The organism is Gardnerella sp. DNF00038 (assembly GCF_049262855.1).
GTDB lineage: Bacteria > Actinomycetota > Actinomycetes > Actinomycetales > Bifidobacteriaceae > Bifidobacterium > Bifidobacterium vaginale.
In genome coordinates, this window is the sequence record NZ_CP058407.1 from 437,880 (window position 1) to 452,900 (window position 15,021).

6 protein-coding genes and 2 tRNA genes are annotated in these 15,021 nt (G+C 42.0%); 7 read left to right on the forward strand and 1 reads right to left on the reverse strand.

Features of this window, described 5'->3' with window-relative positions; genetic code table 11:
• Nucleotides 1-530: 530 nt before the first annotated feature.
• Nucleotides 531-604: transfer RNA gene (locus HXT19_RS01670), tRNA-Lys, on the reverse strand.
• A 437-nt stretch (nucleotides 605-1,041) separates the two neighbouring features.
• On the opposite strand from HXT19_RS01670, the gene HXT19_RS01675 reads away from it, so the two are divergent.
• The 7 genes from HXT19_RS01675 (at nucleotide 1,042) to HXT19_RS01705 (ending at nucleotide 14,954) form a co-directional block, all read left to right on the forward strand.
• Nucleotides 1,042-7,065, forward strand: a complete 6,024-nt coding sequence (locus HXT19_RS01675) for a S8 family serine peptidase (RefSeq protein WP_422119728.1) — start codon at nucleotides 1,042-1,044, stop codon at nucleotides 7,063-7,065.
• A gap of 152 nt (nucleotides 7,066-7,217) precedes the next feature.
• Nucleotides 7,218-8,573 (forward strand): exodeoxyribonuclease VII large subunit, encoded by a 1,356-nt coding sequence (xseA, locus tag HXT19_RS01680; protein ID WP_101891856.1) that lies wholly within the window; start codon nucleotides 7,218-7,220, stop codon nucleotides 8,571-8,573.
• 109 nt (nucleotides 8,574-8,682) lie between these two features.
• Nucleotides 8,683-8,991, forward strand: a complete 309-nt coding sequence (locus HXT19_RS01685; RefSeq protein WP_004112318.1) for an exodeoxyribonuclease VII small subunit — start codon at nucleotides 8,683-8,685, stop codon at nucleotides 8,989-8,991.
• Between the two features lie 49 nt (nucleotides 8,992-9,040).
• Nucleotides 9,041-9,113, forward strand: a tRNA-Arg gene (locus tag HXT19_RS01690).
• A gap of 256 nt (nucleotides 9,114-9,369) precedes the next feature.
• Complete coding sequence (ileS, locus tag HXT19_RS01695; protein WP_101891857.1) at nucleotides 9,370-12,780, forward strand: mupirocin-resistant isoleucine--tRNA ligase; 3,411 nt, start codon at nucleotides 9,370-9,372, stop codon at nucleotides 12,778-12,780.
• A gap of 282 nt (nucleotides 12,781-13,062) precedes the next feature.
• Entirely contained in the window at nucleotides 13,063-13,950 is an 888-nt protein-coding gene (locus tag HXT19_RS01700) for an ABC transporter permease (RefSeq protein WP_004115676.1), read from the forward strand.
• Entirely contained in the window at nucleotides 13,947-14,954 is a 1,008-nt protein-coding gene (locus HXT19_RS01705) for an ABC transporter permease (RefSeq protein ID WP_174142743.1), read from the forward strand. The genes HXT19_RS01700 and HXT19_RS01705 overlap by 4 nt, the downstream gene beginning before the upstream one ends.
• Nucleotides 14,955-15,021: the final 67 nt, after the last annotated feature.

Below are 15,021 nucleotides of genomic sequence, written 5' to 3' on the forward strand. Positions count from 1 at the left end.
AGTCTTTTGTTGGAATATTGGGGTTATAGGCCAAAAAGTGTGTAATAAATCATGTCTCACGCATTGCAATACAAGGGTTTTGCGGTAATCAAATCTGTTTTCTGCACATTCGCCACCCGGATAAAAAGTGTGTAAAAAATCAGTTCATAACCCTTATAGCAGTACGGCTCGCGGCATATCGAATGTGGGTTATTTCTTATGTTCTTTGGTGTTCGAAACATGTATTAGCTGAATATTTAACAATAAATCGTCAAACGCTGTTACTGTCGCAGATTACGTACTGCACTAGTAACATATGACCCTTACTTTCTCAGTTGGCTGACTGAGTTATTAACAGTGTCGTGCCTATTACCGTTATTTTCTCAGTTCGTTAACTGAGTTATTAACGGTGTGTGTACTGTGGCTTATACGCCAGAAGATTAATCAGCTTAGCTTTACACACTTTTTAGCCTATAGCCCATAAATCATATGTGAATAATGAAAAATCTAAATACGAAAAAACCCAAGCCGCAAAGCTTGGGTTTTGTTTGTGCCCCCTCAGGGATTCGAACCCTGGACACGCTGATTAAGAGTCAGCTGCTCTAACCAACTGAGCTAAAGGGGCGTTGGTCATTTCTTGAGCCGAGTAATAACTATACTCAGAATCGATTTATTTGCAAGTTACGGCGTGTCGTGTTTTGTTATTAGTGCTATAACACTTTTTGGTTTCACATTTTATATTTCGGAAAAATTTCGATAAGAAGTTTATCTAAAGTAACATATGTTTATAAATATAAGCAATATTTATAAAAAATAGTAACAAAAAACGAGTTTTGAATCTTTTGTGTGAACAACATGTTAATTTATAGTTGTATAATCAACGCAATTCTGAAAAATTTTCTCTTTAGAAATGGCTATATTTAGCCGTTCTTTGTGGGTTGATTCGTATTTTTTAACTGTTTATGCATAAAAATTTACATATTTATGTTTTTTTTTTATTTTCCTCAATGCTAGGCTTGTGAAAAATATTTTATAAGTATTTCATTGAAGGAGAGCGTATTTATGAAGTTCAAAAGAGCATCATATTTAACTCGCTTAGCTGCATTAGGAGTTGCTACAGCAACCCTTATCGTGCCGCTTTCCGGATTAACTACAGCATACGCAGAAACTGTATCAAACGTAAATGTTAATAAAAAATCTGATAAAACCACAATTTCTGGTGCAAATAAATTGCTCAGCAAAGCTGCTGATTCAGGTCATGTGCCTACAGAAGCAGAAATTAAAAGAGCTATTAAAGATTTTGCTGAAAATAAAAAGAATGAAGGTACGGAAGAATCTTATAAAGGTTCATTGCTTGAAAAAGCTATAGAAGATTATAAAAAAGCGTATAAAAACGAATTTGACTTTAATTCTAAAGAAGAAGTAAATGTTGTAGTTACTCTTAAAGGTAAAGGTGGCATTGGAAAAAGTATTGCTTCAGAACGTAAGAATCAACAAAATAAACTTCTCCCTCAATGGTGCAAAAAATATAAGATGAAGGTTCGCCGTCAGCTTGGATACTTGGTGAATGCATTTGAGGTAACCATGCCTCAGAATATGGTATTAGAACTTAGAAAAGAGCCTGAAATTGAATCTGCTCACAAAGCACGTAAATTCCGGACAATGGAAAACAATGCACGTGTTTTACAAGGTGTAGGTGAGGCTTTTAAAAAGTATAAGCTTGATGGCACTGGTATGCTAGTTTCAATTATTGATACCGGTATTGATATGAATCAGCCAGATATGAAGCTCGATGAATCTGCAAAAGCTCATATAAAAATGAAACCTAAGCCTGGTTTTACAGATAAAGTTCCTGATGGCTATAATTTTGCAGATCAAAACGATAATGTTAGAGATGATATTAGTGAAGAACAGCATGGCATGCATGTAGCTGGTATTGTGGCTGCTAATGGAGATGAGACAGGTAAACCAGCAGACAAGAATTGGCGTGTAGATGGTGTTGCTCCAAACGCACAGCTACTTGCTATGAAAGTGTTCTCGAATGAAGCTAGCAGATCTGGCGGTGCTGATGATGCTGATATTGCTGCTGCTGTTGAAAAATCCGTTGAGCTTGGTGCGGATATTATAAACATGTCGCTTGGTTCTATCAACGGCTTTAGTGGAGCCTCAAATATTACAGGTTTGGCATTAAAGAAAGCTAGAGCTGTTGGTGTGCTTCCAGTTATTTCTGCCGGTAATTCAGGTTTGAATTTTTCGTCTAATGGTGAAATAGATGATGTTTTTGGAAAGTTAGATGATGCGACTCTTGGCACGCCTTCTGCATTCCCTGAAGCTTTCAGTGTTGCTTCTGTTGAAAATTCAGTTATGACAGAGAAAAAAGCAACTTATAAAGTAGATGGTTCTAGTAAAGGTACAGATATACTTTATAGGTTGGCTACAGGCAAACCTGATGGTCAAGAGCGTGAAGTCGTTTCTGTAGGATATGGAAGATCATACGATGATGATTCAGATGATCCTGATATAGATGAGTACGATAGCGTAAATGTTCACGGTAAATATGTATTAGTTGAGCGCGGTAAAATCAATTTTGCTACAAAATTCAAGCATGCTTTTGAAGCTGGTGCCGCAGGTATACTTGTTTACAATAATGATAAAGGTACAGAACAATTCCTTGGTATGGCTGGTATTGAAGGATTTGGCAAAAAATTTGGAGTGTCGATTAGGCGTACTGACGCTTTAAAAATGCTCGATGATCTTAAGCAAAATAAGAAAGTTAAGATTTCTTTCAGCAATGATTATGTAAGCGCTCCAAATCCTGATAGCATGCATCCTTCAGGATTCTCTTCGTGGGGTTCAACGCCAGAGCTCGACTTTAAGCCTAATATCGCTGGTATCGGTGGTAACGTATTTTCTACTCAGAACGGTAAAGGCAATTATGTAAACATGTCGGGTACCTCTATGGCTGCTCCAAATGTTTCAGGTCTTTCTGCACTTATGGTGCAATATTATAAGAATCGTTTTCCTTCTATTAGTAGAGTAGAACGCGCAAAGAGAGCAACTCAAGCGTTGATGAATACTGCGAAGGTTCTTACTGATGATGGTAAAGATACGGGCGTTCCGTATGTTCCTCGTCAAATCGGTGCTGGCTTGGCACAGGTTGACAAAGCTATGGATACAAATGTTATTGCTACTGTTAACGGTGAATCTTATGTTCCTCTTCGTGAAGTTAATGGTGAAAGAACTATTAAAGTAGATTTGCACAATTACGGAAGCAAAGATTTAACTTTCAACGTTCCAACTCAACAAGTATTAAATGAATCAAACGAAGCTAATAAAAATACTGTTACAAATATAAGTAAGAATGAGGATTTGACTCCTCAAAATTGCAATGGCAGTATTTTAGTAAAAGCTAATAGTGTTGCAACAGTTGAATTTAAGCTTAAGCCAAACACTAGTAGGAATCACTATATTGAGGGTTATATTCGATTTGAATCAAAAGATTCTAATCAACCAAACATCTCAGTTCCATATCTAGGTTTCGTTGGAGATTGGAATAAAGAGCCAATTCTTGTTGATCCTAGTAAGGAGTATTCTTCAGATATTAAAGCAAGTACAACTCTTGTTTCTGCGGTAAGTAATACTAATAAAGTAAAGGTGAATCGTGAGGGTGAAGCTACTAAATTAGGTTCATTCTCTCCTAACAAAGATAAGCTTTTAGACACTATCATTCCATCTGTAATGATGTTCCGTAGTGCTGAAGAAGTCAGATATTCTATATATGACAGTAAGGGCAACCTTGTTAAAGATTTAGGTTATGACAATTATCTTAGCCGTAGTGATTACAGGAGCCTTAAAGGAAATGCTCATGGTAATGAGAGTTCTACTGGTGAATGGGATGGTAGTGAATACGATCCTAAAACCGGTAAAGAGGTAATTGCTCCTGATGGAATATATACGTACAAGGTTACAGCAAAATTGTCTAAGAATTCTGATCGTTCACAAACCTACACTATGAAGGTTGGTCTTGATACCAAAGCTCCTAAGATTAAGGTTTCTGACCGTGACTCTAATGGTGATGTGATTATTACTGTCACTGACGATTTGAGCGAAACTTATGTGCCTGATATTCATATAAATGGCAAATGGTCTGCAGTTAGAAATGTAGATAAAACATGCCAGGAAAAAGATGACAAGGGTGCTTGTAAGTTAAACTTTGATCCTTCTAATCCTGCGACAAAGCATACTTATAAAGTTCATATTGGGTCTGATGCTAAATTCCTTTATGTCTCAACTAAGGATTCTGCTGAAAATAAAAGTGGTTATGTTTATAAGATTTTTAAGGATTCTAAGGATTCTAAAGATGTTGTTATAAATGGAGCCTCTAAGCTTGCAAGTAAGACTATGGCCATTAGATTCATGTCTAAATTCGATGGTGACAATAATCTTTATCTTCCTATCGGCGGTTATGCTTCCGATGATGTGAAAGATATTAAAGTTTCGGTTACCTATAAAGATAATGGGAATAAGACTGTAACTGTTGATGATGAGCATAAGAAATTCTTCAAAGATAAGTCAGCTTTTGCCGCCTATGTTCCTCTTGAGAACGGTGTTAATCATATTGTTGTTACAGGTTTAAACAATGAACGTAAGCCAATTGGTAATGATGAAGTTGATGTAACTTTCAATGCTCATGCTCCAAATATAACAGTAACCAATTTGAACAAAAATAATAATCTCGATGTTCTTAAAAACGGTGAGGTTACTATTAAGGGCAAAGTTACTGATGATAAAGGTGACAAGCTTTCGATGCATTTGGATTATGTTAAGACAGCGCAAACTCCTGATGGTGGTGTTTCCGTTGGTAGCGGTTCTTCTTCTGGAGAATTTGTAGATCCTGATGATGTAAAGCTTAATGATGACGGTTCATTCGAAGTTACTATTAAACCTGATGCTACTGCTTATACAGTTACTTTAACTGCATCTGATGGTGCGAATGATTCTTCTAAAGTGTTTGCTTTAGAAGGTCGTACGAAGCCAGTAGATAAGTTTGATAGTGAAGTTCATAGGATATTCAGCAAGGATTATGACTTTGAAATAGATAAGGAATCCGCAAATAAGTTTGAAGGAATTAACACTTATATAATTCAACCAAAATTGAAAGACGGTAAGCCAAATCCTAATATAAGTGGTAATTCCTTTACAGTAACAGGTAAAGTTGGACCTAAGATTTCAAACATAGTGTTCACGCCTTCTGCTGAAATAGTTGACGATCATATGAAATTGAAAGATCCTATTGTTGCTGTAATTAAAGATGGTCGTTTTTCTGTGACGCTTCCTATGCATGTTGGAATAAATGATTTCCGTATGCAACTTAAAGAAAAAGTTAAGAAAGAAGGGTCAACAGAGGAATTAGAGAGAAGCTTCCTTGATACTAAGGCAAGATTCTACTTTGACGTAAATCCAGCTAAGGCTGTGTTTAACGCACCTATTGTTTACGGTAATACATTGTTCACCAATAAAGATTCTGTGGACTTCAAGGGTTCTATGAGCCAGGATTGCTTTGGGTATTCTCTGTTTATAAACGGAAGTATAGTTAGTGAATTCTTCTCAACAGATGGTGGTGGTGAAAAGGTAAACAAGTCATTGTTTAACAAGAATTTTGCTGTAAAAGATAAGGATATTATTCATGTAGAAGTGAATAATACAACTGCTTCATCTTTGGAAACCTTCATACCTGTAGTTGTTGATAAGAAGGATCCTGAAGTTAATATTGGTGTGGAAAGCAATGAAACTATTAGTGATAATAGATCCATCAAGGTGAAGGTCAAGGATAATAATCTTCAACTTGCAAAAGTATATGTTGATGGAAAAGTTGTCGCTTCTGCTAAAAATAATCTAGTTAAGAAGAATATAGAAGATATTCTTGTAGATTCTGATAATAGTAAAGATAATGCTGCTGTTGTTGCTAGCAAGCCGGGTGAGACTGAATTCAGTCTTGATATTCCAACTGCTGATTTAAATAACGGTAGTCATACTATTAGAGTAGAAGCTGTTGATTACGCGGGTAATATTACGACTAATACGAACGCTGATAGTGATACGGTTTCTAAGGTAATTGTGATTGACAGAAAGAAAGAAAAGAAAGATACGCCTCAAGGTCCATCTGAACATTCTGGCTCTTCTAATACTTCTGTAAATCCACCTGCTGAGTCGACTTCAGCGCCTAAGGCTCCTGAATCAATAGCAGATCTAAAACAATCACTTAAAGGTGATCTTGTAGTTGGTAATCGCTTGAATAACGTTGCTCGTGCTGGTAAGAGCAATCCTGTTGTTATGCTGATTGCTGGAATGAATGATTCTGCTGAATCTGGTTCTGAGTCTCCTAATGCTAAAGTTTCTAGTGATACAAGTGCATTCATTAACCAACTTAAGAAGAATAAGTTAGCTTATGCTTATGCTTACATTTATTCTTCGCCTGTGCTATTGCATGGTAAAGATGGATCTAAGTATGTAACGGTAACGTTAGGTGATGATGGGTTGCCTCGCTTCGACGCTAAGATCCCAGAAGGATATTCAGGTGAGTATACGATTGTTCTTCTTGATGAAAATGGTTCGCAGATTGCATGGACTACTGTGTGGGTTATTCCAGCTAATGCAACTTCATCTGAAGAAACAATTGCAGAATATAATCTGAAATATTCTGAAAATAATTTCGGAAGTTCTTCAGGAAGTTCTTCAGGATTTGGATTTGGTTCAGATTACGAGAATTATGGATATTCTAGCAATGCTGACAATGATTATTTGAGCTCTGGTTACGCAAATGCTAGTGGATCTGCAAATGCAAGCAATGCTGATGCTAACGGTAGCGGAAGTAAGAACGGAAGCGGATCTAAAGCTAATGGTGCTGCCAATTCTGGTGCAAGCAATTCTGCATCTTCAAAGGAAACTAATGCAAGTAGCATGCTTTCAAAGTTAAGTGCAACTGGTGTTGGAACAGTTTCCACTCTGGTTACAGTTACTTTGTTGATGCTAATTAGTGCTTTTGCGTTAATTGCTAGCAGATTGCGGAATCGAAGCATTAAATAATTGAATTTTAGATTCTGAAGTTGAATTTTAGATTCTATGATTCTAAATAATTAAATACTCCTCATGCTTAATCGCATGGGGAGTATTTTATTGTGGGCACTACTGTCGAGAGTTATCGCGTGTTTGTCCCTCTTTGCAGTCAAGCTGTAAACATGACCTCGTCAAATATGATGCCGCAATTATTCCAGGATGATGCTTCGCAAGATATGCCGCAAGATTCGCAGCAGACGATTATGTCGCAGCCGCGCCAAACGTTCGTTCAGTCGCAGTCGCAGCCGCGCCAGCTTCCTCTGAAGGCAGCCGACACGACTGCCGAAAATCCTTGGCCAGTAAGCGTTATAAGCCAAAAGTTCCATGGTGCTGTAGAAAAGTGGCCTGCAGCTTGGGTAGAAGGTCAGATTGTTGAAATCAATATGAGAAGGTCTACGTCTGGCTACATAACGCTCAGAGACAGTAACGAAGACATTTCAATCTCCATAATGGGCTTTAGCAAGTTTGTTCAGCAAGCGAAAGATTTGCGGCAGGGCGATAGAGTAGTTGTTCACGGCAAGGCAGATATTTGGGTAAAAGCAACGCGATTGAGCTTTGTTGCAGACGAAATTAGACGTGTTGGCGCTGGCGACTTAAAAGCGCAAATAGATGAGTTGCGCAAAAAGCTTAAAGGCGAAGGCTTGTTTGACGTGGAGAATAAAGTGCCTCTGCCTGAGTTCCCAAAGTGCATTGGTCTAGTGTGTGCGCCTCAAGCTCGCGCCGAGGGGGATGTTATTACAAACGTCAATTTGCGCTGGCCTGTAACGCGTTTTAAGGTGGTTCACGCTCATGTTCAGGGTGTGCAATGCCCAGCGGACGTAATTGCGGCCATTAAGCAGCTAGACGCAGACCCAGAGGTTGATGTGATTATTGTTGCGCGCGGCGGCGGTAGTTTTGAAGATTTGATTGGTTTTTCGGACGAAGGCGTGGTTCGCGCTACGGCTGCTTGCGTAACTCCGATTGTTTCTGCGATTGGTCACGAAGACGATTGGACGCTTATTGATTTGGCTGCAGATATGCGAGCTTCTACGCCTACAGACGCAGCAAAGCGCGTTGTTCCAGATGTTAACGAGCAATGGCAGTTGATTGATAACGCTTTGCAACACGCGCGCATGAGGATTTCTGCGCGAGTTGACAATGAGATTCGACTTGTTGAAGGCTACGCGAACCGTCCTAGCCTTACTAGACCGAGCACTATGCTGGAGCCGCATGAGTTGTTTGTGCAGCAGGCCGTTGAACGCATGAGGCATGGTTTGGTGCGGCTGCTTGACGACGCTAGTTTGACTGTTGAAAAAGCGCATGCCAGTATTACGGCTCTTAGTCCGCAATCAACGCTTAATCGAGGTTACGCAGTTGTGCAAATTAGCGGTGGGAAAGTACTCGATGATTCTAGTCGTGTAAAAACTGGCGATGATATAACTGTTACTCTTAAAAGTGGATTGATTACAGCTAGCGTTACTTCTGTAGAACAGTCGTAAAGTTGTAAAATCTAAAGCTGTAAAGTCGTAAAATCTAAAAGTCTTAAAAATAAAAACGCAAAAATTTTAAATAAAAAAATCTTAAATAAAAAATTAGAAAAGGATAATTATGAGCGACGAAACAAAAGACGCAGGTGCAAAAGTTGACGCTATTAGCACGCTTAGCAGTGAAGAGCGGGCTGCGATTAACGCAATGCCTTACGAAGAGGCGCGCGAAAAGCTTGTGCAAGCTGTTAAAGCACTTGAGGCTGGCGGTTTGACTTTGGATCAGTCTATGCATCAATGGGAGCTTGGAGAAGCGCTAGCAAAGCGTGCGCAGGGCTTGCTTGCATCGGTTCGCGCTAAGTTGGACGCGGCTCAAGCGGAGCAGTCTGCTACGGCTGCAACTGCTGGAACGCAGTCTAATCTTGAATCTTGAGCAGGTTATAGCGTGTAAACCACGCTATAGTGTATAATTGCCATTTGTTGCCTCGGTAGCTCAGTGGATAGAGCACCACTCTCCTAAAGTGGGTGTCGTCAGTTCGATTCTGATCCGGGGCACTTTTTGCTAATGTTAGGGGATAGTGTTAGATTGTTTCTAACTTAAGCGATGATCCGTTATCGGCGGGGAGTTTTCGGAAGAACGGCGAGGATTCGTAAGATCCTCGCTTATTAGAACCGACGGGGTTGGCCCGTATAGCCAAACACGAGAGGCTGCAAGAGTTGCGTAAGCATCTTGCAGCAAGCGAGGTGGTACCGCGGCAATAACTGTCGTCCTCGCAGGGAAATATTCACCCTGTTGAGCGAGGAGAGCACAGTGAGCGAATCCACTAATCCAGCAACTAGCGCGTGCGCAAATACGTCTGCAAATCACGTATATCCGAAAGCAAATGTAACTGCATCAACGCAAGAAAACGCCGGCGCGCAAGTTGCACCAAATCCTTCCTTCCCAAAGCTTGAAGAATCAGTTCTCCAATACTGGGATGCAAACAACACTTTCCGCAAGTCAATCGAATACCGCCCGTCTGGCAAAGGTAGCCAAAACGAGTTTGTGTTCTTCGATGGCCCTCCATTCGCAAACGGTCTTCCTCACTACGGCCACCTTCTCACAGGCTATGCAAAAGACGTGGTTCCGCGCTATCAGACTATGCGCGGACGCAAAGTAAACCGCGTTTTTGGTTGGGACACTCACGGACTTCCAGCAGAGTTGGAAGCGCAGAAGGAACTCGGCATCGAGTCGGTTGAGCAAATCGAAAAAATGGGCATCGCGAAGTTCAACGATGCTTGCCGTGCCAGCGTTTTGAAGTACACGAACGAGTGGCAAAACTACGTACATCGTCAGGCTCGCTGGGTTGATTTCGAGCGCGGCTACAAGACACTGAACATTCCATATATGGAATCCGTAATGTGGGCATTTAAGCAGCTTTACGATAAGGGCTTGGCTTACAAGGGTTACCGCGTGCTTCCGTACTGCCCGAAGGACCAAACTCCACTTAGTGCCCACGAGCTTCGCATGGATGCGGATGTGTACCAGAATCGTCAGGACACTACCGTTTCCGTGGCTGTTAAGCTTCGCGACGAAGACGATGCTTACGCAGTATTCTGGACCACTACTCCTTGGACAGTTCCAACAAACTTCGCAATCGTAGTTGGTGCAGATATTGATTACGTGGAAGTTCGCCCAACTGAAGGCAAGTTTGCTGGCAAAAAGTTCTACATTGGTAAGCCTTTGCTTGGTTCCTACACTAAGGAACTTGGCGAAAACTATGAGGTTGTGCGCGAGCTTAAGGGCGCTGAGATGGCTGGCTGGCGCTACTATCCAGTGTTCCCTTACTTTGCAAGCGATTCTGCGCTCGCTGAGGGTGGCACTCCTGGTCCTAACGCTTTTACGATTTTCACAGCAGATTATGTTGATACCGCTGAAGGTACTGGTCTTGTTCACCAGGCTCCTTATGGCGAGGACGATATGAACACGCTTAACGCGCACGAGATTCGCAGCGTTGACGTGCTTGACGCAGGCTGCAAGTTTACAAGCGATTGCCCAGATTACGAAGGCTTGTACGTTTTTGACGCGAACTTGCCAATTTTGCGTAACTTGCGTGCAGGAGACGGTCCGCTTGCTCAAATGCCGGAAGATCAGCGCGCGTTGCTATTCCAAGAAAAAAGCTACGTGCACAGCTATCCTCACTGCTGGCGTTGTGCAACTCCGCTTATTTATAAGCCTGTTTCTAGCTGGTTTGTGTCTGTTACGAAGATTAAGAAGCGCTTGCTTGAGCTTAATCAGGAGATTAATTGGATTCCTGGAAACGTTAAGGACGGCCAGTTTGGTAAGTGGCTTTCTAACGCTCGTGATTGGTCTATTAGCCGTAACCGATTCTGGGGCTCGCCAATTCCAGTGTGGGTGAGTGACGATCCAAAGTATCCTCGCGTAGACGTTTACGGTTCGTTGGATGAGCTTAAGGCTGATTTTGGCGACTATCCTCGCGACGACGACGGCAATGTGAATATGCACCGCCCATATATCGATCGCCTTACTCGACCAAATCCAGACGATCCTACTGGAAAGTCGCAAATGCACCGCATTACGGACGTTCTCGATTGCTGGTTTGAGTCTGGTTCTATGCCTTTTGCGCAATTCCATTATCCTTTTGAAAATAAGGACTTCTTCGAAGAGCACTTCCCATGCGATTACATCGTTGAATACATTGGTCAGACTCGTGGATGGTTCTACACGCTTCACATTATGGCTACGGCTCTGTTCGACCGTCCAGCTTTTAAGAATGTGATTTGCCACGGCATTGTGCTTGGCTCCGACGGTCAGAAGATGAGTAAGCATTTGCGCAATTATCCGGATGTGAACGGTGTTTTCAACGAGTATGGTTCAGATGCTATGCGTTGGTTCCTTATGTCTTCGCCAATTTTGCGCGGTGGCAATTTGATTGTGACTGCAGACGGCATTAGGGATACGGTTCGTCAAGTTATGCTTCCAGTTTGGAGCTCATATTACTTCTTTACTTTGTATGCGAACGCTGCAAACGGTGGTAAGGGTTACGATGCTCGAAGGCTTCGCGCGGACGAGGTTGCAGGACTTTGCAACATGGATCGTTATTTGCTTGCTCGCACGCGTTTGCTTGTTGAGCGCGTAGAAAAATGCTTGAACGAGTTTGCAATTAGCGATGCTTGCGCGGCAGTAAGCGATTTTATTGACGTGCTTACGAATTGGTATATTCGCGGCAGCCGCGACCGATTCTGGAATGAAGACGAGACTGCTTTCAACACGCTTTACACTGTGTTGGAAGTGTTTATGCGCACGATTGCTCCTCTTGCTCCTATGGAAGCAGAGGCTGTGTGGCGTGGTCTTACTGGCGGCGAATCCGTGCATTTGGCTGATTGGCCTTATTTGGTTGAGCCGCAAATGCTTTCAGATGGCGAGAAGAACCCTAAGGCTGGCGAGGTCACTGAGCTTGGTGCTGTTCTTGCGCACGACGATGCTTTGGTTGCTGCTATGGATAAGGTTCGCGAGGTTGTGTCTTCTACGCTTTCTTTGCGCAAGGCGGAACAGTTGCGTGTGCGCCAGCCGTTGGCAAACTTGACTGTTGTTGCAGAAAATACTGCTGCTGTAGAGCCTTACGAGCAGGTGCTTGAGCGCGAGCTTAACGTGAAGAATGTCACATTCTGCACTTTGCAAGATGCAAGCGAACACGGTTTGAAGATTGTTCACGAGCTTAAGGTTAACGCTCGCGCGGCTGGCCCTCGTTTGGGTAAGCAAGTGCAGTTTGCTATTAAGGCTTCTAAGAGTGGCGATTGGCGTGTTAACGAGTCTGGCGCTCCTGTTGTTATGACTCCAAACGGCGAAGTTGCGCTTGAACAAGGCGAGTATGAGCTTGTTAATCGCGTTGAGTCTTCGGATGCTCAAGCGGCTGCAAATACGGCTTCTTCTGCAATGCCAACTGGCGGTTTCGTTATGCTCGACACTGCTTTGACTAGCGATTTGCTTGCTGAAGGTTACGCTCGCGACGCTATTCGCGCTGTTCAAGATGCTCGTAAGGAAAACGGTTTGGATGTTACAGACCGAATCGCTTTGACTTTGAATGTGCCTAGCGTGGACGTTGCTAAAGTTGAGCAGTTCCGTGATTTGATTGCTAACGAAACTCTTGCTACAAGCTTAGAAGTTACTGAGGCTGATTCTAGCGCAACTGAGCTTAGCGTAAGTCTTAAGCGCGCGTAAAAAACACAACTAACAGCTAATTAACTAAACAAAAAACGTGCCGTTGTATGATTCATACGTCGGCACGTTTTGTTTGTCTTCGTATTTCGCATAAGTGTAGGCGAAATCGGGGTCGCGATACGCTCTAAGCGAAAAGTGAAGCAATGCGACACTCTGATTTTCTACACTTCCATACCTTCATATAAATTCGTTATGACAATAATACAAATTTATTCATGTTTGTATTTGTTAGTTTTATAGAAAAATTGCAATACGAAAGTGCAGGTAACGAAATGAGTGGCGATGAAAAGGGGCGGTGTATTTTATTCGCGTAGTAAGCGCGACTTATCAAGTGTTACCGCAATTGTTGGAATTGCAATAATATCACTGTTTGTTTTATTGGCGATTTTTGCCGACCTTTTTACTCTTATTACAGGTAATGATCCATATAGCGAAAATCCCGATGTTTTGTCGGATTCTTCGTTGCCTACAGGCATAGGCGGAATAAGCTCAAAACATTGGTTTGGCGTAACGCCATTGCGCGGAATTGACTTATTTGCAATCATCTCTCACGGCGCAAGAATCTCTCTTGGAATTGGCTTAGCTTCTACTGCAATCTCCGTTGTTTTAGGCGTTGTAATTGGCGTTATTGCTGGTTATTTTGGTGGTTTTGTTGATTTTGCAATTTCTCGCATTATGGACGTGTTCTTTGGGTTTCCGTTCCTAATCTTTGCGATTGCGCTTTCTGCGATTGTGCCTCAAACTTTCCCGCGTCCGCTTCTTTTAACTCTTATAATCGGCTTTTTTGGTTGGCCTAGTATGGCGCGATTGGTTCGCGGCGAAACACTTAGCCTTAAAAATCGCCATTTTGCTGTGGCTTCTAGAGTTATGGGCGCTAGTGCTTTTCATGTTTTGCGCAATCAGATTTTGCCAAACATGCTTCCAATAATCATTGTTAATACAACACTTTCTATACCAGGCCGTATTGCACTTGAAGCGGCACTTTCATTTCTTGGCGTTGGCATGAATCCGCCTTCGCCTTCGTGGGGACGCTCAATATCCGACGCAGTGCAGTGGGCATTGGTAGACCCGTGGTATTTAATATTCCCAGGTTTATCTTTGTCCCTGCTTGCGCTCGGGTTTAATATGCTGGGCGATTGGCTTTCTTCAAAAATGGAGATAGCAGCATGAGCGTTTTTCTTTACATTATTAGGCGCGTTGCAAGCGCTTTGGCTGTTATTGCTGTTATTGCAATGGCAATGTTTTTGATTTTCTTTATGACTCCAACAAATCCTGCTCAGCTTATGTGCGGCAAACCTTGCACGCATGAGCGTTTAGCACAAGTTTCTGCGTTTATGGGAACTGATTTGCCTTGGTATAGTCAGCTTTTTAACTATTTACAGGGTATTTTTGTTGGCCGTACTTTTGGCGATTCTGCATCTGCCAGCGCAATTGTTTGCGCGGCTCCTTGCTTAGGATGGTCTTTTGCGCTTAATGAACCTGTTACTGGTTTGATTTTTAGTCGTTTTCCAGTTACAGCATCAATCGCCATTGGCGCTGCTGTTTTGTGGATGATAATTGGCGTATTTGCAGGCGTTTTGCAAGCTGTTAAGCGTGATTCGTGGATTGACCGCTTAATTGTAGCAATATCTTCGATTGGTATTTCGTCTCCTACCTACTTAATTGGTTTGCTGGCGATTATTGCTTTTGCGGTTTACATTCCCGTTTTTCCTACGGGTGGATATGTTAGCTTCTTTGCTAATCCTTTTGACTGGGCTTGGCATCTGCTACTCGCTTGGATTGTTTTAGCGTTGATAAATGGCGCTTTTTATGCGCGCATTACTCGTTCTACAATGATTAGGGAATTTGGTAAAGATTATGTGCGAACTGCAATAGCAAAGGGCATGCCCGATTCACATGTTGTAGTAAATCATGCTTTGCGAAATGCGATTTTACCAATATTTACAATGTTTGGTTTAGATCTTGGCGGTCTTCTTGGTGGAGCGGTTATAACTGAGCGTGTGTTCTCTATGCACGGGTTGGGTTCGCTTCTTTTAGACGCTGTTAAGACTTTTGATTTGCAAGTTTTGGTTGGAGTTACGCTGTTTTCGGCCGCTCTTGTAATAATTGCAAATCTTATTGTTGACGTCTGTTATTGTTTGCTTGATCCTAGAGCGGCTAAAGTCGCCCTTTAAAGTGGTGATTAGTGAGCGATTAAAATCGCCAGCAAAATCGCCATTAAGGTTGCAACTAAAGTCGCTA